This window comes from Brevibacterium sp. 'Marine', from assembly GCF_012844365.1.
In the GTDB taxonomy this organism is placed as follows: Bacteria; Actinomycetota; Actinomycetes; order Actinomycetales; family Brevibacteriaceae; genus Brevibacterium.
The window spans coordinates 3,444,511-3,470,940 of record NZ_CP051626.1 but is presented as its reverse complement, the minus strand read 5'-3'; the positions used below and the strand labels follow the sequence as shown (position 1 = coordinate 3,470,940).

General features: G+C 66.5%; 21 protein-coding genes and 1 tRNA gene. 15 read left to right on the top strand and 7 right to left on the bottom strand.

Features of this window, described 5'->3' with window-relative positions; all coding sequences use genetic code 11:
- Positions 1-162 precede the first annotated feature (162 nt).
- The gene (locus tag HF684_RS15625) at positions 163-1,191 is read left to right on the top strand and encodes a LacI family DNA-binding transcriptional regulator (protein ID WP_169253226.1); all 1,029 of its coding nucleotides are present in this window, start codon (positions 163-165) and stop codon (positions 1,189-1,191) included.
- Positions 1,188-2,243: a LacI family DNA-binding transcriptional regulator gene (locus tag HF684_RS15620; protein WP_169253225.1), complete on the top strand. Its 1,056-nt coding sequence runs from the start codon at positions 1,188-1,190 to the stop codon at positions 2,241-2,243. The genes HF684_RS15625 and HF684_RS15620 overlap by 4 nt, the downstream gene beginning before the upstream one ends.
- A gap of 161 nt (positions 2,244-2,404) precedes the next feature.
- Here HF684_RS15620 and HF684_RS15615 read toward each other — a convergent pair whose 3' ends face one another.
- Positions 2,405-3,307, bottom strand: coding sequence for a trehalose-phosphatase (locus HF684_RS15615; protein ID WP_169253224.1), 903 nt, complete (start codon positions 3,305-3,307; stop codon positions 2,405-2,407).
- A 10-nt stretch (positions 3,308-3,317) separates the two neighbouring features.
- Positions 3,318-4,907, bottom strand: a complete 1,590-nt coding sequence (locus HF684_RS15610) for a trehalose-6-phosphate synthase (RefSeq protein WP_169253223.1) — start codon at positions 4,905-4,907, stop codon at positions 3,318-3,320.
- Positions 4,908-4,972: 65 nt separating this feature from the next.
- Here HF684_RS15610 and HF684_RS15605 point away from each other — a divergent pair, with 65 nt between their 5' ends.
- The 3 genes from HF684_RS15605 (at position 4,973) to HF684_RS15595 (ending at position 8,327) form a co-directional block, all read left to right on the top strand.
- Complete coding sequence (locus HF684_RS15605) at positions 4,973-6,988, top strand: serine/threonine-protein kinase (protein WP_169253222.1); 2,016 nt, start codon at positions 4,973-4,975, stop codon at positions 6,986-6,988.
- Between the two features lie 209 nt (positions 6,989-7,197).
- On the top strand, positions 7,198-8,058 hold the full coding sequence (locus HF684_RS15600; protein ID WP_169253221.1) for a thioredoxin domain-containing protein: 861 nt from the start codon (positions 7,198-7,200) through the stop codon (positions 8,056-8,058).
- Positions 8,059-8,254: 196 nt separating this feature from the next.
- Positions 8,255-8,327: transfer RNA gene (locus tag HF684_RS15595), tRNA-Thr, on the top strand.
- 529 nt (positions 8,328-8,856) lie between these two features.
- Here the strand turns inward: HF684_RS15595 and HF684_RS15590 are convergent.
- Together HF684_RS15590 and HF684_RS15585 are read right to left on the bottom strand one after the other, a co-directional pair.
- Positions 8,857-10,869: an AarF/UbiB family protein gene (locus HF684_RS15590; protein WP_169253220.1), complete on the bottom strand. Its 2,013-nt coding sequence runs from the start codon at positions 10,867-10,869 to the stop codon at positions 8,857-8,859.
- Positions 10,870-11,074: 205 nt separating this feature from the next.
- Positions 11,075-12,424: an MFS transporter gene (locus tag HF684_RS15585; RefSeq protein ID WP_169253219.1), complete on the bottom strand. Its 1,350-nt coding sequence runs from the start codon at positions 12,422-12,424 to the stop codon at positions 11,075-11,077.
- A 92-nt stretch (positions 12,425-12,516) separates the two neighbouring features.
- On the opposite strand from HF684_RS15585, the gene HF684_RS15580 reads away from it, so the two are divergent.
- The 3 genes from HF684_RS15580 to HF684_RS15570 are packed head-to-tail and all read left to right on the top strand — an operon-like array spanning position 12,517 to position 14,902.
- Positions 12,517-13,641 (top strand): M4 family metallopeptidase, encoded by a 1,125-nt coding sequence (locus tag HF684_RS15580; protein ID WP_169253218.1) that lies wholly within the window; start codon positions 12,517-12,519, stop codon positions 13,639-13,641.
- The gene (locus HF684_RS15575) at positions 13,638-13,964 is read left to right on the top strand and encodes a protealysin inhibitor emfourin (RefSeq protein WP_169253217.1); all 327 of its coding nucleotides are present in this window, start codon (positions 13,638-13,640) and stop codon (positions 13,962-13,964) included. Before HF684_RS15580 ends, HF684_RS15575 begins: the two co-directional genes overlap by 4 nt.
- Before the next feature lie 17 nt (positions 13,965-13,981).
- Positions 13,982-14,902 (top strand): tryptophan 2,3-dioxygenase family protein, encoded by a 921-nt coding sequence (locus HF684_RS15570; protein WP_169253216.1) that lies wholly within the window; start codon positions 13,982-13,984, stop codon positions 14,900-14,902.
- 10 nt (positions 14,903-14,912) lie between these two features.
- Here HF684_RS15570 and HF684_RS15565 read toward each other — a convergent pair whose 3' ends face one another.
- Both HF684_RS15565 and HF684_RS15560 read right to left on the bottom strand, forming a co-directional pair.
- Positions 14,913-15,677 (bottom strand): alpha/beta hydrolase, encoded by a 765-nt coding sequence (locus tag HF684_RS15565; protein WP_169253215.1) that lies wholly within the window; start codon positions 15,675-15,677, stop codon positions 14,913-14,915.
- Entirely contained in the window at positions 15,674-16,636 is a 963-nt protein-coding gene (locus HF684_RS15560) for an SGNH/GDSL hydrolase family protein (RefSeq protein WP_169253214.1), read from the bottom strand. Before HF684_RS15560 ends, HF684_RS15565 begins: the two co-directional genes overlap by 4 nt.
- A 381-nt stretch (positions 16,637-17,017) precedes the next feature.
- Between HF684_RS15560 and HF684_RS15555 the strand changes: the two genes are divergently transcribed.
- The 3 genes from HF684_RS15555 to HF684_RS15545 all read left to right on the top strand — a co-directional run bounded on the left by HF684_RS15555 (position 17,018) and on the right by HF684_RS15545 (position 21,458).
- The gene (locus HF684_RS15555; protein WP_169251415.1) at positions 17,018-18,085 is read left to right on the top strand and encodes an IS110 family transposase; all 1,068 of its coding nucleotides are present in this window, start codon (positions 17,018-17,020) and stop codon (positions 18,083-18,085) included.
- 218 nt (positions 18,086-18,303) lie between these two features.
- The gene (locus tag HF684_RS15550) at positions 18,304-19,584 is read left to right on the top strand and encodes an amidohydrolase (RefSeq protein WP_169253213.1); all 1,281 of its coding nucleotides are present in this window, start codon (positions 18,304-18,306) and stop codon (positions 19,582-19,584) included.
- Entirely contained in the window at positions 19,581-21,458 is a 1,878-nt protein-coding gene (locus HF684_RS15545) for a threonine/serine exporter family protein (RefSeq protein WP_169253212.1), read from the top strand. The genes HF684_RS15550 and HF684_RS15545 overlap by 4 nt, the downstream gene beginning before the upstream one ends.
- Before the next feature lie 58 nt (positions 21,459-21,516).
- Here the strand turns inward: HF684_RS15545 and HF684_RS15540 are convergent, their stop codons facing one another.
- Positions 21,517-22,218 carry a uracil-DNA glycosylase gene (locus HF684_RS15540; RefSeq protein WP_169253211.1) on the bottom strand — a complete coding sequence of 234 codons (702 nt, stop codon included), beginning with the start codon at positions 22,216-22,218 and terminating at the stop codon, positions 21,517-21,519.
- 291 nt (positions 22,219-22,509) lie between these two features.
- Here HF684_RS15540 and HF684_RS15535 point away from each other — a divergent pair, with 291 nt between their 5' ends.
- The 4 genes from HF684_RS15535 (at position 22,510) to HF684_RS15520 (ending at position 25,755) form a co-directional block, all read left to right on the top strand.
- Positions 22,510-23,976 (top strand): aldehyde dehydrogenase family protein, encoded by a 1,467-nt coding sequence (locus tag HF684_RS15535; RefSeq protein ID WP_169253210.1) that lies wholly within the window; start codon positions 22,510-22,512, stop codon positions 23,974-23,976.
- Positions 23,977-24,272: 296 nt separating this feature from the next.
- Positions 24,273-24,539, top strand: coding sequence for a DUF3263 domain-containing protein (locus HF684_RS15530; RefSeq protein WP_025780444.1), 267 nt, complete (start codon positions 24,273-24,275; stop codon positions 24,537-24,539).
- A gap of 2 nt (positions 24,540-24,541) precedes the next feature.
- Positions 24,542-25,105, top strand: a complete 564-nt coding sequence (locus tag HF684_RS15525) for a LytR C-terminal domain-containing protein (RefSeq protein ID WP_169253209.1) — start codon at positions 24,542-24,544, stop codon at positions 25,103-25,105.
- A 446-nt stretch (positions 25,106-25,551) separates the two neighbouring features.
- Positions 25,552-25,755, top strand: a complete 204-nt coding sequence (locus tag HF684_RS15520) for a cold-shock protein (protein ID WP_025780447.1) — start codon at positions 25,552-25,554, stop codon at positions 25,753-25,755.
- The last annotated feature ends 675 nt before the right edge of the window (positions 25,756-26,430 follow it).

Below are 26,430 nucleotides of genomic sequence, written 5' to 3'. Positions count from 1 at the left end.
TCAGTCACTCTCATCCTAAGGGGTGGAGGGTTGGGGTGCTCTGTGAATTCGACAAAGCGTAGAGTGATTCTCAGCACGATGGCTGTGCGCCGACGCATACCGCAGCGTCCACCCCGCCGACTGCGCCGACGTATACCGCGGCGCGAAAGTAGACTGACGTCTATGAAGGTCACGTTGGACGAGGTCGCCGCCCGGGCCGGAGTCTCTCTGGCCACGGTCTCCCGGGTGCTCGGCCGCCGCGGTGCCGTCTCCGAGTCGACCCGGGCGAAGGTGCTGGAGACGATGAGCGAGCTCGGCTATTCGCGTTCGACCCTGCTCCATGATGCGCCGAGGCGGCTCGTGGCCGTCAGCGCCCCCGGCAATCCCGAACATTGGCAGGTCCAGGTCTGCACCCGCGTGACCAAAGCCCTGCAGGATCACGATCTCCTCGTCACCCGTCCGCTGGTCGAGACCGATCCGGAACCGCTGCAGACCGCGATCGACGCCGGCGCCGTGGCCCTGGTGACGACGACGATGACGAGCCTGAACACGGAGATCCCCTGTATCCGCGTCGCCGAACAGTCCGCAGCCGAGGAGGCCGACACGGCCGGGACTGAAGTTTCCGTGGCGGGTACGCCCGGAACCGGGCAGGGCAGTGCCGATGTCATCGCAGCGCGGCTCGACCTCGGCGGGGGGATGACCACAGCATTCGAACATCTGCGGGCGATCGGACACCGGAGGATCGGGCTGATCTGCAATGACAGCGGTGAGCTGGCCGTCCAGCTCATCCGCCGCTTCTTAGCCGAACATCCCGCCAGGAATCTCGGGCTCCACCTGGAGGACTGGATCTCACGGGTGCCGAAATCGTTCTCCGGCGGGTCGCGTGCGGTGCTCGAGCTCAAGGATGCGACGTGCACAGCGGTGATCGTCCAATCGGCTCTGCAGCTGCACGGCGCTCTCCACGGTCTGCGGAATCGACATCTGCAGGTGCCGCGGGATATGTCGGTCGTCGGGTTCGGCGATTCCCCGACGATGAAGTTCACGGGCCCTCCGGCCACCGTCCTCGGCCTCGACGTCGAGGGACTGTCGAACGCCCTCATCGCGGCGACCCTGCAGACCCTGCGGATCTCGACGACCGGCCTTCCCTCGGTTCCTCCGGTGTTCCGTCCCCGACTCGTCGCCCGGACCTCGACGACGGCGGCTCGCCGATGAGCGATCATCTGCCCGAGCACCGGCACGTCCGCCTCGCCGAGATCGCCGGCACCGCCGGGGTCTCGAAGGCCACCGCCTCACGGGCCCTGCGCGACCCCGAATCGGTGTCGGCCGCCTCTCTCGCGAAGGTGCGGCAGGCGCTGGCGATCCTCGGAGCCACCGGGCAGGCCCCGACGACGGGTGCCGGGGACGGTGCCGGCTCGTCGCTCATCGCGCTCATCAAACCCGCGGTGTCCGCGGGCAACGTCGACCCGTATTCGCGGCTGGCGGAGATCCTGACGAACCGGATGTTCGGACTCGGCATCGCCGTCGTCCACATCGAGGCCATCGCCGAACGCAACGAGGCTCTCCTCGAGACCATCCTCGGCAGCGAACACGGCGGACCGAGGATCTCAGGAGCCATCGTCGTCGGCGGTGGTGCCGCCGGTGTGCTAGCGGGAATGCTCGCCGAACGCGGGCTGCCGCTCATCCGCATCTCGAATGCCCGCCACGACGACGGGATCTCGCGCATCTACCTCGATGCGACCGGTGGAATCGAGACCGCCGTGGCTCACCTCGTCCACCTCGGCCACAGACGCATCGGACTCGCCGTGCTGCGCGATTCGGCGGCCCCGGCCCGGATCGCCGGCTTCCGCAGATCGATGGCAGGGATCCTCCACATCCCCGCCACCCGTGATCAGGCCCCCGTCGTCGAGGCCGCCGGCGGAGCCATGGCCGGAGTCGCCGCCGCCGAGGAGCTGCTCGACCTGCGCTGCACCGCCGTCATCGCCTGCGCCCCGTCCCTGTCCTTCGGCCTGCTCGAAGCCGCCCAGCGGCTGCGGCTCGACGTGCCCCGCGACCTGTCCCTGCTCACAGTCGGCGATGTCCCCGACGCCGATGTCGTCCAACCGCCGCTGTCGCAGGTCGTCTACGACTGGGCGACCGTGGCGCAGTCGGCGATCGACGAGATCCGCGCGATGATCGCCGCCGGGCACGCGCGCGTGCACGTCGACTACACGGTCGACCCGGACCTCGTCCTCCGTGCCAGTGCCGTTCCCCCGCAGCGCCGCTGATCTCGGGGTTAGTGCGGAGTTACTCGCGCCGAGGAGGTCCGACCGAAGCGTCGGAGCCGGACCATCCTCGCCGAGGAGGTCCTGTCGGGACGTGGATCCGTCCGGTGAGTCGGGTCGAGCGGAGTCCGCCGAGGCGGCCCGACCGCGGCCGTGGACGGCCCTCAATCGTGGACGGTGCGGAGGAAATCCGTGCGTTCGGCAACGAGGCGACCGAGCAGGTCGGCCACAGCGGCAGGGTCGGCGATCCGCCACGCAGCGCGAGTCTGCGCGGACCCGACCTTGACGGTGAGACCAGCGTTCAGAGCGCGGGAGTCCGTGAGTTCGTCGAGTGCCGCGAAGGCGTCCTCATCGGTGACATCATCGCCGAGGTAGCCCATTGCCGTCGGTTCGCCGGCGCGGGCGAGCAGCCGGATGCCATCGCCTTTCGTCGCCTGCTTGACGGCGAGTTCGGTGATGTCGTGGCCTTCGATGACACGGATGTCCGGGAACTCCTCGACCACCTCGGTGGCGTGCTCGTGGAGGGCCGCGGCGGCCTCGGGGGCGAGTCCGCGAGTGTGGACCGTCCGCGAATAGGGTTTGGACTCGATGAGGAAATCCGAGGCACCGTCGGCATCGCCTGAGCCGTCGGTGCCCGGAAGCGTGTGTTCGAATGCGTCGAGATGAGCATCGATGGCGGCGAGTCTGTCCGCCTCGGCCGCGGTGAGTTCGGGAGACCGGCCCACTGCGGAGTCGGGATCGCGATCAGCGTCGCTGCCGAGTTCGGCCTCCGCGCCGTGCGAACCGATCAGCCACGCCGAGTCCGGGGCTGCGGACAGCCGGCGCAGGGTCGCGATATCGCGACCGGACACCAGCGCCACCCGTGTGCGCGGCAGGCCGGCGAGCGCCGCGACGGCCGCAGCCGATTCGGGGACCATCCGGGAGGTCGACGGATCGTCTTGCAGGGGCGCGAGCACCCCATCGAAATCCAAGGCCAGCAGCAGCGATTCGGCGGTGGCGAGATCACGCAGGACCACCTCGGCGGGGGTGGAGCGGGCAGGACCGAGCACGGTCGGCTTCGATGTCACTGTGCTTCTCCTAGCGGGCGGTGGAGATATCGTCTGTCCACTCGGCATCATCGGGTCGCTCGGCGCGATCGGACGGGGCCGCCGGCACGTCCGGCGGCGGCGCGGTCCGCTTCTTCTGCACCACGGGCTGTTCGGGGACGATGGCCTCGGGATTGTCCTTGATGTGTTCGAGCTCGGCGAGGAAGTTCTTTGACCACCGGCTCACGGTGTCGGTGGCGACCCTCTTGCGCATCTGCTTCATCCGGCGTGTGCGAGTCCTCTCGTCCATCTGCACAGCTTCGAGGATTCCCGCCTTGAGGTCGGCGATGTCGTGGGGATTGACCATCACCGCGCCCTTGAGCTGTTCGGCCGCTCCGGTGAATTCGGAGAGCACGAGAGCGCCGTCGTCGCGCCTCCGGCACGCCACATACTCCTTGGCAACAAGGTTCATTCCGTCGCGCAGAGCGGTCACCAGCATGACATCGGCGGCGAGGAAGAACGCCGTCATCTCATCGCGCGGATAGGAATGGTGGAGGTAGCGCACGGGGATCGACCCCACGTCGACCTGCTCTCCGTTGATCCGCCCGACGGCCAGTTCGACGTCGTGGCGGATGATCTTGTACTGCTCGAGCCGCTCCCGCGACGGGGTCGCGATCTGGATGAGCACAACATCTTCGACATCGAGTCGGCCTTCGGCGAGCAGCTCCCCGAACGCCTTGAGTCGGTGGCGGATGCCCTTCGTGTAGTCCATCCGATCGACGCCGAGCATGACGACCCGCGGATTGCCGACCTCCTCGCGGATCTGCTTCGCCCTCTCGACGATCTTCGGATCGCGGGCGAGCTCCTCGAGATAGGGAGTGTCGATCGAGATCGGGAACGACTCGGCGCGGACGAGGTGGGCCGGGAGGAAGTCACCCGGCGGGACCGATACCGTCGACCCCTTCGTCGCATATCCCAGACGTCCGCGGACGGCGCGACGGAAGTTCGCTGCGTCCGCCGGCCTCTGGAACCCGATGAGGTCGGCGCCGAGGAGCCCGCGGAGGATCTCGTCGCGCCACGGCAGCTGAGCGAAGAGCTCGTACGGCGGGAAGGGAATATGGTTGAAGAACCCGATCGCGAGGTCCGGGCGCAGGCGTCGGACCATCTGCGGGACCAGCTGGAGCTGATAATCATGGATCCACACGGTCGCGGACTCCGCGGCCACCTCGGTGACCTTGTGCGCGAAGCGCTCATTGACCCGCACATACGCATCCCACCAGGTGCGGTGGTACTCGGGCGGGACGATGACGTCGTGGTAGAGCGGCCACAGCGTGGCGTTGGAAAACCCTTCGTAGTACCTGAGGACATCCTCACTTGTCAGGGTCACCGGGGTCAGATGCATGCCGTCGATCGTGAAGGGCTCGAAGTCCTCGTCGGCGACGCCCGTCCAGCCGATCCACGCCCCCTCCTGGGCCTTCATCACGGGAGCCACCGCAGTGACCAAACCCCCTGGTGAGGTACGCCATCCGTGGTTCGCATCATGGGGATCACGGTCGACGGGCAGGCGGTTGGCCACGACGACGAAATCGCTGTCGCCGAAGGGGGTGTCGGTGCTGGGCTCGGCAGAGTCGACGGTGCTCATCTGCGCCTCCTCCTGTGTCGGTCCTTGGAATGAACTCTACTCGCTCGACTAGGCTTGGCCAGGTGATGGATCAGGAACTGGGAGGCTACCGCCTCATCGAGGAGCTCGGCTCGGGCGGCATGGGTGTCGTCTATCTCGGTGTCGACGGCGGAAACCATCCGGTCGCCGTCAAGGTCCTCCATCCGCACATCGCCAATGATGAGACCGCGCGCAAGCGTCTGGCCCGCGAGACCCGCACCCTGCGCCGGATCCGCCACCCTCGCATCGCCGAGGTCCTCGACGCCGAGCTCGATTCCGCGCAGCCGTTCATCATCACCGAATTCGTCGACGGGCAGACCCTGTCCGACGATGTCCGTGACAACGGCCCCTTCGCCGAGGATGAGCTCGTCCACTTCGGCCATGCCCTCCTCGACGCCCTCAACGCCGTCCACGATGCCGGCGTCATCCACCGTGACCTCAAACCCGCGAACGTGATGATCATGGACGGCGAGCCCATGGTCATCGACTTCGGCATCGCCCAGGTCGCCGACGAAGTGCGCGTGACCGCCACCGGTCTGGTCATGGGCACCCCCGGCTATCTGTCCCCGGAGATCGCCGACGGCAAGACTTCGAGTGAGAAGACCGACTGGTGGGGGTGGGCCGCGACGATGGCGTTCGCCGCCACGGGCCGCAACCCCTACGGGTCCGGACCTTTGGAGGCCGTGCTCGGTCGTGTGGCCATGGGCAAATTCGACCTCGACGGTGCGCCGAAGAACTTCGCTCCGCTCATCTCCGCCTGCCTCGATCCGAAACCCGAACGCCGTCCGTCGGGGCAGATGATCCTCGACGCTCTCGTCGACATCGAGTCCGGGCGGATGCCGCAGCTCGGGTCGGGGCCCAGCGGCGGAGCCGGTCCGGGTGGTCCGCAGCGGTCACCGAGCGGAACCGCGGTCATGCCCGCCGTCGATGACGGCGGCGGTCGTGGCGGTGCCGGTCACGGTGGAGCCGGGGCCGCTGGGGCAGCGCTCGGGGGTGCGGCTATCGGCGCAGGCACCGGCTATCCGGGAGCCGGACCGTCCGGAGGCGGGCAGCCGCAGTACCCCGGATCCAGCCGGCCCACCAGTCATGCCGGGTCCGGCCACGGTGCAGGGCCCGGCCACAGTGCGGGGCCCGGCCAGGGGACGGGCTATGGCTCCGGGCGGATGCACGGGCAGCCCCCGCAGCAGGCGACCGCCCCGCCGATCAACAACCCCAACGGCGGCATCCAGGCGGGTCCGGGATCGCCCATGTCCGGCGCGGACCTCGGCCGTTCCGGCTTCGTTCAGCCCGGTCAGGGGCAGAACCTCGTCGGGCCGAGCGGTCCCGGTGGTCCGCATGGTCAGGCTCATCAGGGGCAGTGGGGCGACCAGCCCGGTCACGGCGGGCAGCTCATGGGGCCAGGCGGGCAGCAGATGCAGCCCGGTGGACAGCCGATGCAGCCAGGCGGGCAGCCGATGCAGCCGATGGGATACCGACGGGTGCAGTCGGGCGGCTGGGTCGTCTTCGGACTCGTGGCTCTGGCCGTCGCCGTCATGCCCCTCGGGCCCCTGGTCATCTGCCTCGTCTCTCTGATCTGGTCGGTGCTCGCCCGCACCGGCACGCGTCTGGATCGGAAGGTCCAGCGGTATCGGTTCGACCGCGGAACCGATTCGGGCGGATTCTTCCGGGCGCTCGCCTCGGCGCCGGGGGCCGTGCTGGCTTCGACCCTGACCTCGGTGGCCTCGCTCATCCTGCCGGCGATCGCGGCCGCCGCCGCGCTCGTGCTCACCCGGCTCGACATCGCCGGGATCGTGCCCAGCGGGTCGTCCGAACAATGGTCGGTGTGGGCCGCGGGCGCTGCCGGTTCACTGGTGCTGTGGGTCGGACCGGGAGCCTCGAGCCTGCGCTTCGGTTCGCGGCTGCTCGTCTCGGGAGCCACTCGCAACCAGCTCGGCCGGCTCATCGCCTTGGCCGTGATCGCGCTGCTCGTCATCCTCGCCGTCATGGTCATCCAGTCGGGGGCGGCCATGTCCTGGTGGCCGCTGACGATGAACCCCTTCGACTACCTGCCCGGACCGGTGTGAGGCGACCGGTGTGGCTGCCTGGTCCGGTGCGTGCCGGAAGCTACCGGCGCAGTGTTGAGGTAGTTGAACGTTGTAGTTGAACCTTGAATGTTTCTGGGAGTCGGCGCAGCACCTGTTTCGGTACAGTGGTGCCGTCGGGTCGCGGAAGCCGTCCCGCACTGATCGGGCCACAGGCCGCACCGATGTCAGACGATCCAACGTGAGGAACAATGGCGAAGAACAACTCCGCGGACGACAAGCGGAACCGCGCACGCGAGAACGCCCGGCAGATCGCGGCGAATCAGGCGAAGAAGGAAAAGACCGCGAAGACGATCCTGTACACCGGGATCGCAGTGGTCGTCGTCGCTGTGCTGGCCGTGGTCGCCGTGCTGGTCTTCCAGCAGAGCAAACCAGCTGTCAGCCCCACGAACTATGTCTCCGACGGAATCACCGTGGGCAAGGACAACACGCTCGTGCAGCCGCTGAAGATGCCCGAGGGTGAGGAGTCGGATCTACCGGCTCCGACCGAGGAGGGCGCGAAGGAGGGGGCCGCTACGGTCACCGTCTACCTCGACTTCCAGTGCCCCGGCTGCAAGGCCTTCGAGGAAGGCAATGCGAGCATGCTGCGCAAGCTCGCCGACGAGGGATCGATCGTCGTCAACTACAAGCCGGTGTCGTTCCTCGACCGCATGTCCAGCGGAAACGAGTACTCGACCCGCGCTGCCAACCTCGCCGCCTGTGTCGTCGACAGCCAGCCCGAGGTCGCTATCGACCTGTTCGACGCGCTCTACGCCCAGCAGCCGGAGGAGGGCACCGAGGGCCGCACCGATGAGGAGCTGCTCAAGGTCGCCGAGGACGCCGGTGTCGACACCTCGAAGAAGCTCCAGGCCGATCCCGAGCAGACCGTGGAGTCCTGCGTCACCGACCGGACCTTCGACAAGTTCGTCGAGCAGTCGAGCCAGACCGCTCTTGATGACGGAGTCGAAGCCACCCCGTGGGTGCTCATCAATGGCGAGCACACCGACAAGACCAGCGACTCGCAGGCCCTGGCCACCGAGATCCTCAAGGCCACCGGAGAGTTCAAGGGCTGAGCCACTGAGTTCCTGACCGGGTGCTGGCCGAGGCCGGAACCGGAATCAGACCAGCACAACGCTCGGCTCGACAGAGCACGATCGAAGGCCGGACCCAGCCGAGGTGGGGTCCGGCCCTCTTCGTCCCCGGCGGTTTTGTGGCCGGGCCCGGCCATGGACTACTATCGTGTAGGCGCGCACGCTCGGTGCGCACCACGCCTCCTTAGCTCAGTTGGTAGAGCACCGCTCTTGTAAAGCGAAGGTCGTCAGTTCGAGTCTGACAGGGGGCTCACCTGAGCAGGGCAGACACTCGATTGTCTGCCCTGGTTCTTTGCGTGATGAGACGGTTATGGCACGTGAACCGTCAGAACCAGCGGTACGCTGGGCTTCTTCTTGCCCGGGCGCGGGCGGAATCTACGCTGCGGTCGCATTCCCACGGGGCATCGCCCTTTTCGCTGCCCGGCTCCAGCTTCGTCCGCCCGGCTCCCGAGTTCCGGACGATCCGTGCGGACTTCGGCCACGAATTCCCGCACGGATCGTCCGGAACTTCACCAATGACTCGCTCCGACTGAGGTGTGACTCCCAGCAGCCGGACTAGCCGGAGCGCTCACGGTAGGCCCACAACGGCGCAGTCTCGGCCGGCCAGCCCACGTCGGAAGACGGGCTGTGCAACCACGATTGCGCCGGACGCCCGAAAGTCCAGCCGCCGACACTTGAATGAGGGGCGCGACTGAATGAGGGGCGCGACAGCGGAGTGGCGATGGCCGAGTGGCAACGGTGGAGGTTGGTGGACGGGCGCAGCGACGGTCGAGTGGCAGGCTAGCTCTGGCCGTCGCGTCTGAACACGAGCATGAGGGAGCGCATGCTCAGCACGAAGCCGCCGAAGAGCAGCACGAAGCCGAAGAACGAGTACAGGTGGATGTCCTTCGTCAGCAGCGGACCCTCATCGCTGGTGATGAGCATGATCGATCCCACCACGGCGGCCCCGGCGAGGACGGCGACGATGAGCTGTTGGAACAGGCTGGTGAGGAAGCTGCGGTCGGACGGATTCTCGAGCACACGCATGTTCATCGAGAAGCGGCCCTGCTCGAGATCCTCGGTGATCTTGTTGATCCGGCGCGGCATGCGGTCGATCATCGGCATCAGCTGCAGGGCCCGGCGCTGCAGCTCATCGGTGATCTTCGTGCCCTTGAGCTTCGACCTCACGAGCCTGTTGCCCTCCTTCCGGGACACAGCGATGACGTCGAAGTTCGGATCGATCGTCAGCAGCGCACCCTCGACCGAGGCCATGGCTCGGAAGGCGGCGCTGATCGGCGCCGGCACGGAGAAGCGATGAGCGAGCACGAGGTTGAACAGATCGTCGAAGAGCTTCTGGCCCTGCGTCGCGCGGGTGCCGCCGCCGTAGCGCAGCAGGAGTTCGCCGACGGCGCGCTCGACCTCCCGATCATCGAGCCCGTCGGGACGTCCGAGGAGTTCGATGAGGGCGTCGGTGGCCCCTGCGCTGTCGTTCTGGTCGATGGAATAGAGCATCAGGCCCAGCGACGTCTGCGTGGCCGGGTCGAGTCGTCCGACCGCACCGAAGTCGAGCAGCCCCAGCTTCCCTTCGGGAGTGATGAAGATGTTGCCGGCATGCAGATCGGCGTGGAAGATCCCATCACCGATGATCTGCTCGAGCGTGGCACCCAGCAGAGTGGTCGCCAACCGGGACCGTTCGGCATCGCTGAGCCCGGTCAGCAGCATCCCCGCACGCGAGACCGGCTGTCCGGGCAGCCGGTCCATCACCAGCAGGCGTTCGCCGCTGAGGCCCGGATAGCCGTGCGGAACGGTGACGTCGAACTTGCCCGACCGTGTCAGTGAGGCCTCGATGCTGGCCATGTTGTCCAGCTCGATCCGATAGTCGAGCTCCTCCTCGAGCGTGTTCGCGAACCCTGCGGCCAGCGACTGCACACCCAGGTCCCGACCCCACGTCGTGGTCTTGTTCAGCCAGCCCGCCAACCGCAGGATGATATCGAGATCCTGTGCGACCTGATTGAGCGCCTTCGGTCGCTGCACCTTGACGATGACCTCTGTGCCGTCGAGAAGAGTCGCCTCATGGACCTGCGCCACCGAGGCGGCCGCCAGCGGTGTGGAGTCGATGCGCGCGAAGATCTCTCCGATCGGCCGACCGAGCCGCTCGGTGATGGCCGGCTCGATGACCGACCACGGTTCGGGGGTCACCTGCGTCTGCAGGGTCTCGAGTTCACGGACGAACACCGGCGGGAGGATGTCTCGGCGGGTCGAGAGCATCTGTCCGAGCTTGACGAAGGTCACCCCCGCCTCGGCGAGGGATTCCTTGAGCGCCCGCGCGGTCTTGACCTCTCGGCCCGGCGAATCCCCGCCGAAGCCGCGCAGCTGGGAGCCGAGCCCGTGCCGCACCGCAATGGATACGACCTGGGCATAGCGGCGGGCGCGGCGACGGCGGGATTTCCACCCGAAGAACAGCGACTGCGGGCTCGGCAGGGATCCGGTCGGAAAGGCCGCCTCGAGCATGACGAGGGCGCCGACGCCCAGGGCGAAGATCCACCCGAGGGCGAGCACCATGAACAGCACCGCCACTCCGGGGGAGACGTCGAGGCCGTCTGCGTTCTGCCCGGTGCCGGCGCGGTAGAGGTACTGGACGGTCACAGCGACGACGGCGCTCATGACGAGGCCGACGGCCAGTGTGCGCGGCCAGCCGGTGGGCACACCGACGACGCGACGGACCACGGTGGCGGCGAACCATGACTGGAGGAAGAGGAAGACGAGTGCGGCCAGGCTCACCAGCACATATCCGCCGACGTCCAGTGCTTCCATCGATGACTCTCCTGATCCTGGTCGGACACTCAGCTGTCGGCCGGCCCCTGCGGGCCTTCGGCTCCGGCCCGCCGACCCCTGAGGGCCTTCAGCATCGTGCTGTCAGCCGAACCTCGTCGAATCGGTCGTCTCCAGCCTAGTCCGTCGGGTCAGTGCGTGCGTGAGTGTGGGCCGTATGCGCGGAGACGTGAGGAGCCGCCCGGAGTCAGTCCGTGCGCGGCGGGTCGAGGCGCCTTCTGCGGCCGGGCAGCCCCACCTGACGGGCCCAGATGAGGATCCACACCGCGCCGAGGAGGGCGAGCAGTCCCGGGAAGAGCACCCCGAATCGCAGGGTGGTCACGGTGATGATGAGGGACAGCAGCGTCGGTCCGCCGAGTTTGCCGCCGTTGTTGAAGATCGCCCAGATGCCGAGGAAACGCGGCCGGCCGACGGTGGGGGAGAGGTCCGCCCCGATCGTCATATTCACGCCCGCCCCGAGGCCGTTGCCGAAGGCCATGACCGCGGCGGCGATGACCATCCCGGCCAGATCCGGCTTGACGACCATGATGACGAACCCGGTGCCGAAGATGGACAGACACGCGACGAGGGTCGCGACCCGGCCGAGGTGGTCCTTGATGTACGCACCGAGGAACATGACGATGAGCTCGAGTCCGGCGCCGAAGGCGATGATGAGCGAGATCGAGGACTTGTGCAGCCCGATCTCGACGCCCCACAGCTGGACGACGACAGGCTGGGCGGCTCGGGCCGCCGCCAGTGCGATGATCGTGACGCCGGTGAGGACGACCGATCTCCACCGCACATCCAATGGCGGCCGACGATCCTTCTTCTTTCCGCGCCGAGGATGGTGGTCGTCTCCGTGTGGGGGATCGTTCGCTGGGGCGGGGTCGGCCGCCTCGGCGGGGTGAGGAACATCGGAGGGGGAGGGATCGTCATCGTCGGCACGGGAGGTCGGGGCCGCCTCGGCGCGGTGGGGATGGCCGTCGAAACCGGGGATCTGCGCGATCGGCAGCGCCATGATCGCGATCGCCGCGACGGCGGTGAGCCCGGAGAAGACGAACACGGACCAGATCGGGAACACGAGCATGAGACCGGCGCCGATCATCGGCCCGACGAGGTTGCCGACCCGCTGCGTGCCGCCGAGCGCGGTCATCGCCTTGGCGAGATCGGCCGGCGGCATCACCTCGGCGACGACGGCCTGCCGGGCCAGGCTCCACACATCGGAGACCGGGCCGAAGACCATGAGCGCGACCGTGTAGACGAGCAGCGAGTACGGCGAATCCCAGATGAAAGCGGCGACGATGGAGCCGAGCACGATGATCGCTGCGAACGTGGCCACGGTCATCGCCCGGAAATCGCCGAGGCGGTCGATGAGGATCCCGGCCGGCACCGTGGCCATCAGCGACACGGCCCCCATGATGCCGACGATGGCGGCGGCGAAGGCCTGCGTCGACCCCAGCGAGAGCGCGCCGAGCACGAGGATCGGCATGATCGCACCCAGGCCGACGGCGAAGAGGGCGAACGGTACGAGCACCGGCCACAGGATGGGTTTGAGCACGTGACAAGTTTAGTTGAGGTCGCGGCGGGCCGCCCGCCGCGGATGTGCCGGGTTCCCTATCGGTTCGTCGCCGGAAGTGGCACGCTGGAGTCATGGTCTCTCACAACGTCGTCCCATTTCACAGTGTCGTCCCGCCCTACCTCCTCGATGCGATCGCCGAGCGCGGCACCGAACGGTTCCCGAAGGCCGCGGCCGCCGCGGCCAACTGTCGGATGTCCGATGAGAGCTGCCGAAACCTGCGCCTGGCGGGTCTGAGGTACACACCGCCGGCCGATCTCGGCAAGGACGAAACCGCGCTCGCCGCCCCCGGATCGGCAGGGCTGCAGCGCCTCATCCACGATGCGCAGAACACCGAGGTGCTGCCCGGCGAACTCGTCCGCTCCGAGGGCGAAGAGCCCGTCGGCGACGAACCTGTCAACGAAGCCTATGACGGGCTCGGCGCTTCATATGCGCTGTTCTCCGAGGTGTTCGGGCGCGATTCGCTCGATGGCGCGGGAATGCCGCTCATGGCCAGCGTCCACTACGGCACGGACTACGACAACGCGTTCTTCGACGGCCGCCTCATGGTCTTCGGCGACGGCGACGACGAAGTGTTCACGGGGTTCACCGGTTCGCTGTCGATCATCGGTCACGAACTCTCCCACGGCGTCATCAGCCACACCGCCGACCTCGAATACGTCGACCAGCCGGGAGCACTCAACGAGCACTGCGCCGATGTCTTCGGGGCACTCACCCAGCAGCACGATGCCGGACAGAATGCCGAGGACGCGGACTGGCTCATCGGCGCCGGAATCTTCACACCCGAGGTGACCGGACGTGCCCTACGCTCCATGATCGAACCCGGCACGGCCTATGACGACGACGTCCTCGGCGCGGATCCGCAGCCGGCGCATATGAACGACTTCGTCGCCACCGACTCCGACAACGGCGGGGTCCACCTCAACTCCGGGATCCCGAACCGCGCCTTCGCGCTCGCCGCCACCGCCGTCGGCGGTCCGGCCTGGGAGAGCGTCGGACAGGTCTGGTACTCCGTCCTCACCGGGTCCGAGATCACGCAGCGCACCGATTTCGCGGAGTTCGCAGAACTCACCATCGCCGAGGCGGCCGACCAGTTCGGCGCCGGATCCGACGTTCACGATGCGATCGTCTCCGGGTGGGAAGCCGTGGGCATCTCCCACTCCGGATCGGCGCGCGGAAACCAGGGGAGCAGCTGGTGAACGAGAAGCCTGCGGAGGGCTTCGGGCGTCTGCTCGTCGAACGCTCGGGCGGGATCGGCGGGATGCTGCTCGTCTGGGAAGTCGACATCGACGCGAGCAGTCGGCGCGATGACCTCGGCCCGCGCATCGCCGATCTTCCCTGGTCCGACGGCGGGCAGAGTGATGATGCGCCGCAGTCCACGGGGGCTGACCGTTTCGCCTATCTCATCGAAAGCCGGTTCGGGCGAGTGCGCTTCGGCGAGTCCCAGATGCCGCCGGAATGGAAGCAGCTGGTCGACGAAGTGCGGGACGTCGCCGAACCGCAGAGGCGGCAACCCGGCTGACCCCTATGCTGGAGGTCATGACCGACACCAACCATGACCCGGGCAGCGACGCTCGGACGACGGCCGAGAAGAACGAACGAGACCTCGAAGCCGGGGTCCACACCGACCTCAAGGAGTCGATGACCTACGGGTCGTATCTCGACCTCGACCGGCTCCTGGGCGCCCAGCACCCCGTCAGCAGTCCCGAACATCACGACGAGCTGCTCTTCATCATCCAGCACCAGACCACGGAGCTGTGGTTCAGGCTCGTCATCCACGAGCTCCTGGACGCCCGGCGCCTCATCGCCGACGATGAGCTGCAGACCGCGCTCAAACGCATCGCCCGCGTCAAACACATCCAGAAGACCCTGACCGAGCAGTGGTCGGTGCTCGCCACGCTGACGCCGAGCGAATACGTCGGGTTCCGCGACCAGCTCGGCCGAGCCTCCGGCTTCCAGTCCTGGCAGTACCGGGCCGTGGAATTCCTGCTCGGCAACAAGAACCGCGCCATGCTCCCGGTCTTCGACGGAGAGCCCGAGGCACGTGCGGCTCTCGAACAGTACTTGGAGGAGCCGAGCATCTACGACGAGTTCCTCGCCTGTCTGGCCCGGCGCGGACTTCCGGTGCCGCAGCGGCTGCTCGATCGGGACAAGTCGGTCGCCCACACCTTCGACGAGGAACTGTGCGATGTCTTCCGCATCATCTACGAGAACCCGCAGAAGTACTGGCAGGAATACGAGAGCTGCGAAGAGCTCGTCGACCTCGAGGAGAACTTCCAGATCTGGCGCTACCGGCACATGCGCACGGTGCTGCGGATCATCGGCATGAAACGCGGAACGGGCGGCTCGAGCGGAGTCGGATTCCTGCAGAAGGCGCTCGATCTGACGTTCTTCCCCGAACTCTTCGATATCCGCACCGGCATCGAGAACGGGCCGGGCATCAGCCCCAAAGGGGTCTGAACGCCGCCCTTCAGCCGAGCAGCAGGCTCCTCACCTGCGGGAAGAACGGAGAATCGGGGTCGATGACATCGGCATGGTTCGCCCCGGCCAGCCCGGTCAGGGCGGCGGGGAAGACGCGGGAGAACTCGATGTCGACGGTGGCATCGGCATCCCCGTGGATCGAATGCACATCGACGCGTGCCGGGATGCAGACCGCGCGCGAACGCGGATCGTGGCGCAGATACGCCTGCCGATCATCCTCGGGGCGCACCCCCATATAGTCCAACACCGCTCCATCCCCGAGGCCCGCCTCGACTTCCCGCAGCAGATCGGTCACCGGTGCCAGAGGGCGCAGACGGATCCGCGGTCCCTCCTCGGGCAGATGCGAGGCCCAGGCGAGGACGAGGCAGCCACCGGCCGAGTGGCCCGAGACGATCAGATTCTGCCTCGCGTGTTCGCTGACTCCCCAGCGCGGAAGTTCGGCGCACACCGAATCGATGCCCGCGGTGACATCGTCGAGCAGGAGCGGCTGACCGCCGAGTCGTCGATACTCGACGGAGGCGACGAGCACCCCGGACTCGGCCAACGCCCGAGCCAACGGCCGGGCATGGGCCAGGTCGGTGCTGGGCCGGAAGTAGCCTCCGTGGACGAAGACCACCGTCGCCGAGGCGGCCGCCGGGTCACCGAAGACCTCGACGAACTGCTCGGGGGAGTCCCCGTAGACGTGGCGGAAGAACGGCGCCATGGCGGCCCCGGCGGCTGAGAGTTCGGGAATGCGCACGGACTCGACGCTCATCGGTCGGAATCCCGAGGCGTGTTCACCTCACCGACGCCGGTCTCGTCGGCGCGAGTTCCGCCTGAGTCGGTCAGGTCGGCCGTGTCCGACCGGCCGGCAGCGTCCGCCGCGCCAGGCACCTCGGCCCCGCCGGCCCCACGTGCGCGGTCGACCTCGCGCGAGCGTTCGACGAGGTCGCGGACGCGGGTGAGTTCGGGCAGCTTCGGGTCGAGCGTGTCACCGGAGGACTGTCCGCGCAGTCGGCGACCGACCCAGGGGGCCAGGTACTCACGGGCCCACCGCGACTCCTCGCTCATCACTTCGCGGATCGCCCGCGTCGGACGGGCGGGAACGCCGAAGCCCTTGACCGGCAGGGAGCGGCCGCTCTCCAGGGTGGCCAGAGCCTGCTCGGCGACGAGGTGGTGGCCCTCCGTCGACAGATGGATGCGGTCATCGGCCCACATCTGCGCGGCGTAGAGCGAACGCAGCCCCCAGAGATCGACCATATGGCAGCCGTGACGCTGCGCGATCGACCATAGATGCGCATTGTAGATTCCCACTCGAGGACGCACCGCACGGATGAGCGGGGTGCTGAACTCGGTATCGAAGCCGTTGCACATGAGCACTTCGATGCCGGCTTCACGCAGGGCGATCACAGCGCGTTCGAACTTCGCGGCCAGGGCATCGATATCGGCCTTCGGGCGCAGGCAGTCGTTGCCGCCGGCGCACAGGCTCACGAGGTCCGGCTTCATCTCGAGAACCTGCGGCACCTGGTCATCGACGATGCGGTCGAGCAGCCGACCTCGGATGGCCAGATTGGCATAGAACAGGTCCGGGCTGCCCACCGCGGACTCCGTGAGCATGAGCGCGAGCCGGTCGGTCCACCCGCGGTACCGGTCCTCGACCCGTGGGTCGGGATCCATCAGACCCTCACTGAACGAGTCTCCGATTGCGACGTATGAGGTGATCGGCTCAAGCATCAGGGATCCTTCTCTCTTCGGACGATGCATCCAGACTATACGCCGCGCCGGACACGGACCCGTCCGCCCCCAATTGCTACTGTGAGTATTGATAGTGGCTGGTCTGGGACTGGCTGGCAGAGTAGGAACTGACCGTCCCATCGATCATCATGACTCTAATTGCTACTGACTCCAACGATGTCCTCGTCGGGATCTGTCTGATGATTGGTGGGCGGTCGGCACCGGCTCGGCCCACATCGATAACTTGATCAGAAGGTTGTCCGTTCCTGACCGAACGTGACTCATCACAGTGGTGTTTCGACGTGACTATCTCCCGGACCGGAGCCGACCGTTCGACGGTCGGACCTCATCCGTTCCGACACAGGAGAAGCACGAACCGTCATGACTATCATCTCGCATTTATACGCGTTTGTCGTTGGCGTCGACACCCACGCGAAGAACCACGTCTACAGTGTCCTCACCAAGTCTGGTGAGCACATCGATACTGCCACGTTCCCGACGACAAAAGCCGGCATCAAACGAGCCCTGACGTGGGCCGGGCGTCGTACCGGCGGGGACCTTGAGACCCTGTGGGTGATCGAGGGTATCGGCACGTACGGGGCGATCCTGGCCGATCATGTCGCCGAGGCCGGGTACACGGTCGCCGAGGCTGCCAGCATGAATGCTCGCGACCGGCATGCCACGGGCAAGGACGACCGGATCGATGCCCGACGGATCGCTGGCGCGGTCCTGTCGCTGGATGAGTCGCGGCTGCGGTTTCCCCGGCAGGCTGATGGGCCGCGTCAGGGACTGCGGATCCTGGTCAAGGCGCGGGAGTCCATGACTCGGGAGAAGACCCGGACGATCAATGCGCTCACTGCGCTGTTGCGTGGTCATGACCTCGGTGTCGATGCGCGTCGGAAATTGTCTGTCGTCACGATTCAGACGGTGGCGAAGTGGCGGATCAGGGACGAGTCTGTGGCACTGACCGAGGCTCGTCGGGAAGCCATCCGGTTAGCCAAACGTGTCGTCGAGCTCGATGCCGAAATCAAGGACTACGCCGCCCGGATCGAGGCCTTGGTCAAGGACAGTCCGGGGGCGGCGTTGCTGGCTGAGCCGGGGATCGGTCCGATCACTGCGGCTGTGTTCTACCTGGCGTGGTCGCATCATGGGCGGGTGCGTTCCGAGGCTGCGTTCGCGAAGTTGGCGGGGGTCTGTCCGATACCGGCGTCGTCGGGGAATGTGGTGAGGTTCCGGCTGAATCGCAGTGGTGATCGTCGGTTGAATTCTGCGTTGTACATGGTGGCAGTCACGCGGCTTTCTCACCATAAGAAGTCCCAGGCGTACATGGCTAGACGGCTGAGTGAGGGGAAGACGAAGAAGGAGACGATCCGGTGTATGAAGCGTAGTTTGGCCCGTTCGGTGTATCGGATTCTCGAGGCCACGAACCCGATCGGTCAAGCCGCTTGACCGACATAGAAGGATCCTGACGGCGGCTCAGCAACCTCGCGCGAGGTTGCTGAGCCGCCGTCAGGTAGCAATTGGGGAGGGAAGAGGGTGAGAACTCGGCCTGCCGGAGGCCTCCCGTCAACGCGGCGAACGGCCCCGAGGTCACCGTGTCCGAACATCGAGTGGCGTAGACTCGAGACCGCACAGACGTCGTCGCCGACCCCCTCGCTAGGAGCAGAATGTATCGCTCAGTCCCGGTCCCCGCAGACACAGATTTCGTCATCACGAACGCGCGGATCGTGCCCGTGGCAGATGCGTCCGGCAACCGCGCCGAGTCGATCGGATCGGGCACGCTCACGGTCCGGGACGGTCGCATCACCGAGGTGGCTCCCGGCCCCGTCGACACCTCTTCCCTCCCAGCGGACACCGAGGTCATCGATGCCGGCGGACGCTGGGTCCTGCCCGGTTTCGTCGAAGCTCACGGTCACCTCGGCGTGCATGAGGACGGCGAGGGCTGGTCCGGTGACGATACGAACGAGATGACCGATCCCAACGGGGCGGGCCTGCGCGCGCTCGACAGCATCGATCCCACCGACCTCGGATTCAAGGATGCGCTGCGCGGGGGTGTCACCTCGGCGCTCATCAAACCCGGTTCCGGCAATCCCATCGGCGGTCGCACCGCCTTCCTCAAAACCTGGGGCCGCATCGTCGACGAAATGCTCGTGACACAGGACCTGTCCGTGAAATCCGCGCTCGGCGAGAACCCGAAACGCGTGTACGGGGAGAAGAAGGTCACCCCGTCGACGAGGATGGGCACCGTCAAGATCATCCGCGACGCCTTCGTCGAGGCACGGAACTACCAGGCCAAACGCGCCCAGGCGGAAGCCGAGGGCACCCCGTTCGACCGTGACCTGGTCAAGGAGACACTGGCCGACGTCCTCGACGGCAAGCTCGCGTTCGACCAGCACTGCCACCGCGCCGACGACATCGCCACCGCCATCCGGCTGTCCGAGGAATTCGGGTACCGCCTCGTCATCAACCACGGGACCGAAGGCCACAAGATCGCCGACTTCATCGCCGCCAAGGGCATCGACGTCATTCTCGGACCTCTGATGACCTCCCGGTCGAAGGTCGAACTGCGCGACCGCACCCTGGCCACCGCGGCTTCGCTGGCCGAGGCGGGGGTGCGCATCGCGCTGACCACCGACCATCCGGTCATCCCGATCAACTTCCTCATCCACGAAGCCTCCCTCGCGGTGAAGGAGGGCCTCGACCCGGTCGTCGCGATCGAAGCGCTGACGATCAACCCGGCCGCGATCTTCGGCCTCGAGGACCGCCTCGGCTCCTTGGCCGTGGGCCGCGATGCCGATCTCGTCATCTGGTCGGGAGACCCCCTCGATCTCAACTCCCGCGCCGAGACCGTCTTCGTCTCCGGCCGTCGCGTCTTCGACTATGACGCCGCCTCAGGAACCGCGCACGTCGCCGACCCGCTCGGCCCGACACTCATCAGCGAGCCGTGAGCGACAGAGAACTCGAAGACGCCACCACCGCCGAGGTTCGGGTCGAGGATCCGACCGAGCCGGGTCCTGTCCGCGGCTCGTCCCCGGCTCCGGTCTCCGGCGGCAACCCGGAGGCCGGATCCCAGGCTCTGCGGGAGCTGCTCGAACGCACCCGACTGCAGCGTCTGGCCGAGCTGCGGGAGTCCTCGCCGGAACCCCAGCCCGACGACGTCGCGAAGGCCGCGGCCGCGAAGGCCGCGAAGCCCGAACGCAGCGGCGGACGGTCGAAGCCCCGCACCGACCACCTCGGTGCGTCTCAGCGCATCGCTCAGAGAGTCGCTCGGCGCACCGTCGGCAAACTCGTCTCGGGCACAACGGAGAACACGCAGCCGGTGCCGATCGTCACCGCGCTCAAGGGCACTCCGTACCAGGCGCCCGTGCAGGCGCAGGAGCCGACCGAAGACGAAGCCCGGATGATCCTCGACCTCGCCGCCGATATCGCGGCGATGATGATGCGTGCCGGCGCCGGCACCAGCGATGTCGAGGTCTCCGTCATCGCCGCCTGCACCGCGTGCGGTCTGGCCACCGTCGAGGTCGATCTGACCTCGAACACTCTCGTCGTGCACTATTCGACCTCGGACGGACGTCTGCTGACGGTGATGCGGGTCAACCGCGGTGAGTCCACGCATTTCGCGAAGCTCGCCTCGGTGCACAAGCTCGTCACCGACCTCGTCGACGGACGGTTGGAGTTCCATGAGGCACGCAGCCGTCTCGACGCGATACGGACGCAGCGGCGACCGTTTCCCGAATGGTTCACCACCGGTGCCTGGGGCTTCATGGTCGGTGCCCTCGTCCTGCTCCTCGGGGGAGGCCCGGTCGCGATTCCCCTCGGTATCACGATGGCGATCGTCGTGTTCCAGTTCGGCAAACTGCTCGGGCGCACCCACCTGCCGTCGTTCTTCATCACGGCGCTGCAGGCCGCCTCGGCGACCCTCATCGCCACCATCGCCGGCGATGTCGGCATCATCGCCTCACCGCAGTACCTCGTGGCAGCCGGCATCGTCCTGCTGCTGCCGACGCAGTCGCTGTATTCGGCGGTTCAGGACGCGCTGACGAACTTCCCGCTGACCGCAGCCGGGCGGGTGGTCGGAGTGTTCATGACTCTGGCCGGCATCGTCTCCGGCATCGCCCTGGGAATCGTCTGCGGTCAGGCCATCGGGCTCAGCCATATCGAAGTGCTCGTGCCGAAGACGAGTCCGCATGTGGTCACGGCGATCCTGTCGATGGTCGCAGCGGCCGTGGTGTCGATGTCCGGGGCAGTGGCCATGTCGGCCAGACGCCGATTCATCCTTCCCGCCGCGCTGGTCGGACTCGCATCGCACATCACGATGATGTCGCTGACGCTGTTGGACATCGACAATGTGCTCGCCAGTCTGCTGGCGGCCACCGTCACCGGTTTCCTGTCGCGACCTCTGGCGCTGCGACTGGGAGCGCCGGCGATCGTGCTCATGATCCCCGGCATCTACACCCTGCTGCAGGGTTTGTCGATCTTCACCGCCGTCTATCAGATCGCATCGGAGTCGGAGAACGTCTCCTTCGCTGTGGGTCTGTCCTCGCTGTTCACCGCGATCCTGGCGAATGCGGCACTCGCAGTCGGTGCCGTGCTCGGCAGCTATCTGGCGCTGCCGCTGAAGAATCTCAAGAGTCAGAGTTCGGCCGAGGAGAAGGTCGAGGAGGTGCGCAGCGGCGAGCCCGCGACCGCAGTCATCGACTCGGTGCAGCCGGGAGGGGCGAAGACCCAGTCGAGTGGGCCCGGAGGAGTGAGGGCCCACTCGGGTGAGCCCGGAGGTTCGGGAGCCTCAGACGCGACCGAGACCGGCCCGATTCAGATCTGATCGGCAGCCAGATGCGACCCGGATTCACGTCTGCTTCGGGCTCAGGCCTGATTCGGACTCAGTTCAGATCCGGCAGAGCCCATTCGATCGGGTCGATGCCCTTCTGGGCGAGCAATTCGTTCGTGCGCGAGAACGGGCGGGAGCCGAAGAATCCCCGGCGGGCCGACAGAGGCGAGGGATGCGCGGATTCGATGATGGCCACCTCGGCGGTTCCCGAGGTCAGCAGGGGAGCGAGGTTCCTGGCATCGCGGCCCCAGAGGATGGCGACGAGCGGCTGATCGCGTTCGATCAGCGCAGTGATCGCCCGTTCCGTGATCTCCTCCCACCCTTTGCCGCGGTGGGATGCGGGTTCGCCTGGGGAGACGGTGAGAGCACGGTTGAGCAGCATGACTCCCTGGCGTGACCAGGCGCGCAGGTCTCCGTGCTGGGCCGGCGGAATGCCGAGGTCGGATTCGAGCTCCTGATAGATGTTGCCCAGCGACCGCGGCAGAGGGCGGACATCGGGGTCGACGGCGAATGACAGTCCGATGGCGTGGCCGGGCGTCGGGTAGGGGTCCTGACCGACGATGAGGACCTTGACCTCGGACAGCGGCTCGGCGAAGGCGCGGAAGACGAAATCCCCGGAGGGCAGGTAGGCGCGGCCGGCGGCGATCTCCTCGCGGAGGAAGTCGCCCATCGAGTGGATCCGCTCCTCCACTCCGGCCAGGGCGCTCGCCCAATCGGGGGACATGATCTCGGTCAGCGGAGGCGTCGACGTCATGGGCACGAGTGTAGCGATGCCGGGCCGCAGGAGTCGCGCTGGGACGACAGAGCCGCCTCGGGGAAGGCCGATGACAACGTCAGCGCCGCCTCGGGGAAGGCGGATGATGACGTCAGAGCCGCCTCCGCGGGGCCGATGATAACGTCAGCGCCGCCTCGGCGCAGGTGCTGCGCGCATGTGCACCGAGCGCAGATCGGGTGTGCGCGATCGCCTATCGAACGGGTGTATTGCCGCCCAGTGCCACGCGTTATGCTCGGCCTAAGGAGTTCATCGTTGAACGAAAGGACCGAAATGTCGGAATTCCCAGAGGCCAAGAACTGGAAGATGCTCATCGGCGGTCAGTGGGTCGATGCCGCTGACGGCGACACCACCGATGTCATCACCCCGATCGACCGCAACGTCGTCATCGCCACGGTGCCCAACGGCAAGGAGGCCGATGCCGACCGCGCCGTCCAGGCCGCGCGGAAAGCCTTCCCCGAGTGGGCGGCCCTGCCGTTCAAGGAGCGCCAGAAGAAGCTTCTGGCCTGCGCCGATGCTCTCGACGCCGCCTCGGAGGAGCTCGCCCAGCTGACTGCTCTCGACACCGGCAACGCGATCCGCACCCAGGCTCGCCCGGAGACGATCACGCTCGCCGACCTGTTCCGCTACATGGGCGGGGTCGCCGGTGAGGTCAAGGGCAACACCCTGCCCGCCGGAGACAAGCAGCTGCAGTACACCAAGCGCGTGCCGCTGGGCGTCGTCGCCGGCATCCTGCCGTGGAACTCGCCGTTGATGATCGCCGCCTTCAAGACGCCGGCCGCGATCGCCGCGGGCAACACGATCGTCCTCAAATGCGCCGAAGATGCGCCGCTGACGATCCTCAAGATGGCCGAGATCATCGCCGACATCCTGCCTGCCGGCGTGCTCAACGTCGTCACCGGCAAGGGGTCGGTCATCGGTGAGGCCCTCAACGTCCACCCGGACGTCGACAAGGTCTCATTCACCGGGTCGACGAGCGTCGGCCGACACGTCGCCGAGGTGGCCGGTGGCCGTCTCGCGCATTCGTCGATGGAGCTCGGCGGCAAGTCCCCGAACATCATCTTCCCGGACTCGAACGACGACGACACCCTCGAGCAGGTGCTGCTCTCGACCCGCTTCGCCCGTCAGGGGCAGTCGTGCACGATGGGTTCGCGACTGTTCCTCCACGAGGACATCTACGATGACTTCCTGGCCAAGCTCGTCGACGCGGTGTCGAAGATGAAGGTCGGCGACCCCCGCGACGAGTCCACCGACATCGGCTGCATCATCAACGAGAAGCAGTTCGACCAGGTCGCCAGCTACATCGAGATGGGCAAGTCGATGGACGGCGTCGAGATTGCCTATGACGGCTCCGATTCGCTGACGGTCGGCGAGCCCGGCTTCTACCACGCACCCGTGATCTTCTCGAAGGCGAAGAACGACTGGCAGACCAGCCGTGAAGAGATCTTCGGCCCCGTCCTCTCGGTCATCCCGTGGAAGGACATCGACGAGGTCATCGACATGGCCAACGACTCCGACTTCGGTCTCGCGGCCTTCGTCTTCACCAAGGACGTCGACGCGGCCCTGACCATGGCCAACCGGATCGAGTCCGGCTGGGTCCAGGTCAACCAGGGCGGCGGTCAGCTGGCCGGACAGTCCTACGGCGGCATGAAGACCTCCGGTTTCGGACGCGAGGCATCGCTGGAGGGTATGCTCGAGGGCTTCACCCAGATCAAGCAGGTCAACATCCGCATCCGCTGATCCGATTCCGCCGAGGCGGGCCTGTCCTCGCGGTCGGATACGGGGTCGATCCGATCCTCGAGATCGGGTCACTCGGTCCGCCGAGGCGGCCCCGCCTCGGCGAAGGTCGTTCCCTTCACCCCGTCGTCACGGTCACCGATCCGGTGTCATGCGGCGGGGTGATGCGGTCGGCTCGGGGCTGACGTGGGCCGTTCGGGGACCGACCTCACATCCGCGGCGGCGCGCCGGAAATTTCGGTACCGTCGATCGGGCGATAATATAGAAGCACAGACACCTCTCGAAGGAGCACAACCTCTATGCCGCCGAATGACGACACCTCAGAACTGAGCGAGCTCGAGGTGGCCGTTTTGGAATTCGAGCGGCGGTGGTGGAAATACGGTGGCGCCAAGGATCACGCGATCCGTGAGCGCTTCGACATGTCCGCCACCAGCTACTTCCAGATACTGAACTCGCTTCTCGACAACCCTGCAGCACTGGCCAGCGACCCCATGCTGGTCAAGCGCCTTCGCCGAATCCGCAGCACGCGGCAGAGCGAACGCGCCCAAGCCCGCGTCTCGAGGTAGACATGACCGACGAATTCGACGAGATCGAGCCCGGCCGGCGCAGCGGTGCCCATCGACAGGAATCCGCGGCGTCGTCGAACATCGGTGCCATCTCGCTGGTCATCATCCTCGCCCTGGTCGCGGTCCTGCTGGTCGTGGCCGCCATCAACATCATCTTCTCCTCGATGGGCAACCCCGAATCGAAGATCGCCGATCCTCCGGCTTCCGAATCAACATCGGCCGAACCCTCGCCGAGCGAGAGCGAAGTCAGTGTCGCAGACGACTCGATCACCGTCGACGTCCTCAACGGCTCCGGCGTCTCCGGCGCTGCGAAGAAGTTCTCCGAGGCGGTCGAAGAGAAGGGCTGGAAGCTCGGCCAGGTCGGCAACTACTCGACGAATCTCACGGATTCGACGGTGTACTACAACGGCGAAGAGAACGCCTCGCAGGCCAAGCTCGTCGCCAAGTCGCTGGGAGTCTCGGCCACGGAGGCCTCGTCCGACTTCGAAGCCGATATCACCGTCGTCATCTGTTCGGACATCGCCGATCGCGGACCCGAGCCCAGCGAAGGCGGGGACTCGGAGTGACCCGACGCGATTCGGTCGCGCGGCAATGAGACTGCGTCGGCTGGATCGGTTCGGTCTCGATCGCCTCGGCGATGGGGGTATGAGACGGGGACGCCTCGGTCGCGGTTGGGCATAGGGCGGTCGGCCGCCTCGGCGAATTCCTGACCGAACGGTCTGATTCCATTCTTAGCGATCCCCGCTGTGAACAGGGCAGAAACCCTTAGATAACGAATCTATAACAGTGCTGAACCGCTCTAGGTGGGATGCGCGCCTGCGGTAGAGTTGCAACAGCTAGGCAAGCACAGCACCTTGTGTTCTATTCGTGCTTCACCGAGATAATTCTCTAGAGGTCAATGAGAGAAGTCGCGGGGTCAGTTGAGTTTTACTAGCTTCCGTATCTCAGGTGGGGTCATCTGATCGCGGCTGCGATGCGGGATTTCAATGGCACTGCACTGTATGGAGAAGTAATGGCACAAGGTACCGTCAAGTGGTTCAACGCTGAAAAGGGCTATGGATTCATCACCCTCGAAGGCGACAACCAGGACGTGTTCGTTCACTGGAGCGCAATCCAGATGGACGGCTACCGCTCTCTCGAAGAGGGCCAGCAGGTTCAGTTCGAAGTAGGAGAAGGACAAAAGGGTCCTCAGGCGGAGTCCGTCACCCTCCTCTGAGACTGGCTGCTGTCAGCACAGTTTTCTGATCCGCTGCGGCGGGTGGTCGGAACGGCCTTCGGGCCAACCGGCACCAACCGCACGGGGGAAGCGCCGAGCAGGCAACTGCTCGGCGCTTTTCAGTGCCCGCGGGGGTGCCCTCGGGTGAGTGACCTTGGGGCTCGCGGGGGGAGTGCCTGCGGGGGAGTGCTCGCGCGGGAGTGCCCTCCGGATCGTGGCCACTTGATGCCTGCGACTTGCTCGTCATGATTCAATCGGCGTAATTGACCACCTTGTTTCGTAGTACTCACTTTCCTCGGTGTGATTTTCGGAGAAGACAGTACCGAATGCCGAAAGTGTGGACGGGAGAGGCTTCTGAAGTCGACCTGCAGGTCGCGGGCGGAGTCTGTTCGCAGGCTTGGGGCGCGAGCCGAGGGCCGGGTCTGAGGCCCCACCACTCCGGGTGCGCCACCTGCGCTAACCGTTTCGCGCTGGGCCGAAATGCCCTCTGCTCCTTCCTCCGGCGCCGAGAACTCGTGGCTCGCGCCCTCCTGAGCCCGTCATGGCAGGCAATGAATATTTGCACTCGCATGGGGAGAGTGCTAAATCTAGTACTGGTGAAAACCGATGGGTTCCCACCAGTCGTCTCGAGAGCGTGGTCCATATGTGGAATGGAACATGCGGACACACTCTCTG

Bases quoted from the DNA above. Each gene is read 5' to 3' on its own strand.
- HF684_RS15625 (WP_169253226.1), top strand. From the start codon at position 163: ATGAAGGTCACGTTGGACGAGGTCGCCGCCCGGGCCGGAGTCTCTCTG.
- HF684_RS15530 (WP_025780444.1), top strand. From the start codon at position 24,273: ATGCCGCCGAATGACGACACCTCAGAACTGAGCGAGCTCGAGGTGGCC.
- HF684_RS15620 (WP_169253225.1), top strand. From the start codon at position 1,188: ATGAGCGATCATCTGCCCGAGCACCGGCACGTCCGCCTCGCCGAGATC.
- HF684_RS15580 (WP_169253218.1), top strand. From the start codon at position 12,517: ATGGTCTCTCACAACGTCGTCCCATTTCACAGTGTCGTCCCGCCCTAC.
- HF684_RS15565 (WP_169253215.1), bottom strand. From the start codon at position 15,677: ATGAGCGTCGAGTCCGTGCGCATTCCCGAACTCTCAGCCGCCGGGGCC.
- HF684_RS15610 (WP_169253223.1), bottom strand. From the start codon at position 4,907: ATGAGCACCGTCGACTCTGCCGAGCCCAGCACCGACACCCCCTTCGGC.
- HF684_RS15590 (WP_169253220.1), bottom strand. From the start codon at position 10,869: ATGGAAGCACTGGACGTCGGCGGATATGTGCTGGTGAGCCTGGCCGCA.
- HF684_RS15525 (WP_169253209.1), top strand. From the start codon at position 24,542: ATGACCGACGAATTCGACGAGATCGAGCCCGGCCGGCGCAGCGGTGCC.
- HF684_RS15550 (WP_169253213.1), top strand. From the start codon at position 18,304: ATGTATCGCTCAGTCCCGGTCCCCGCAGACACAGATTTCGTCATCACG.
- HF684_RS15560 (WP_169253214.1), bottom strand. From the start codon at position 16,636: ATGCTTGAGCCGATCACCTCATACGTCGCAATCGGAGACTCGTTCAGT.
- HF684_RS15520 (WP_025780447.1), top strand. From the start codon at position 25,552: ATGGCACAAGGTACCGTCAAGTGGTTCAACGCTGAAAAGGGCTATGGA.
- HF684_RS15555 (WP_169251415.1), top strand. From the start codon at position 17,018: ATGACTATCATCTCGCATTTATACGCGTTTGTCGTTGGCGTCGACACC.
- HF684_RS15605 (WP_169253222.1), top strand. From the start codon at position 4,973: ATGGATCAGGAACTGGGAGGCTACCGCCTCATCGAGGAGCTCGGCTCG.
- HF684_RS15600 (WP_169253221.1), top strand. From the start codon at position 7,198: ATGGCGAAGAACAACTCCGCGGACGACAAGCGGAACCGCGCACGCGAG.
- HF684_RS15570 (WP_169253216.1), top strand. From the start codon at position 13,982: ATGACCGACACCAACCATGACCCGGGCAGCGACGCTCGGACGACGGCC.
- HF684_RS15535 (WP_169253210.1), top strand. From the start codon at position 22,510: ATGTCGGAATTCCCAGAGGCCAAGAACTGGAAGATGCTCATCGGCGGT.
- HF684_RS15540 (WP_169253211.1), bottom strand. From the start codon at position 22,218: ATGACGTCGACGCCTCCGCTGACCGAGATCATGTCCCCCGATTGGGCG.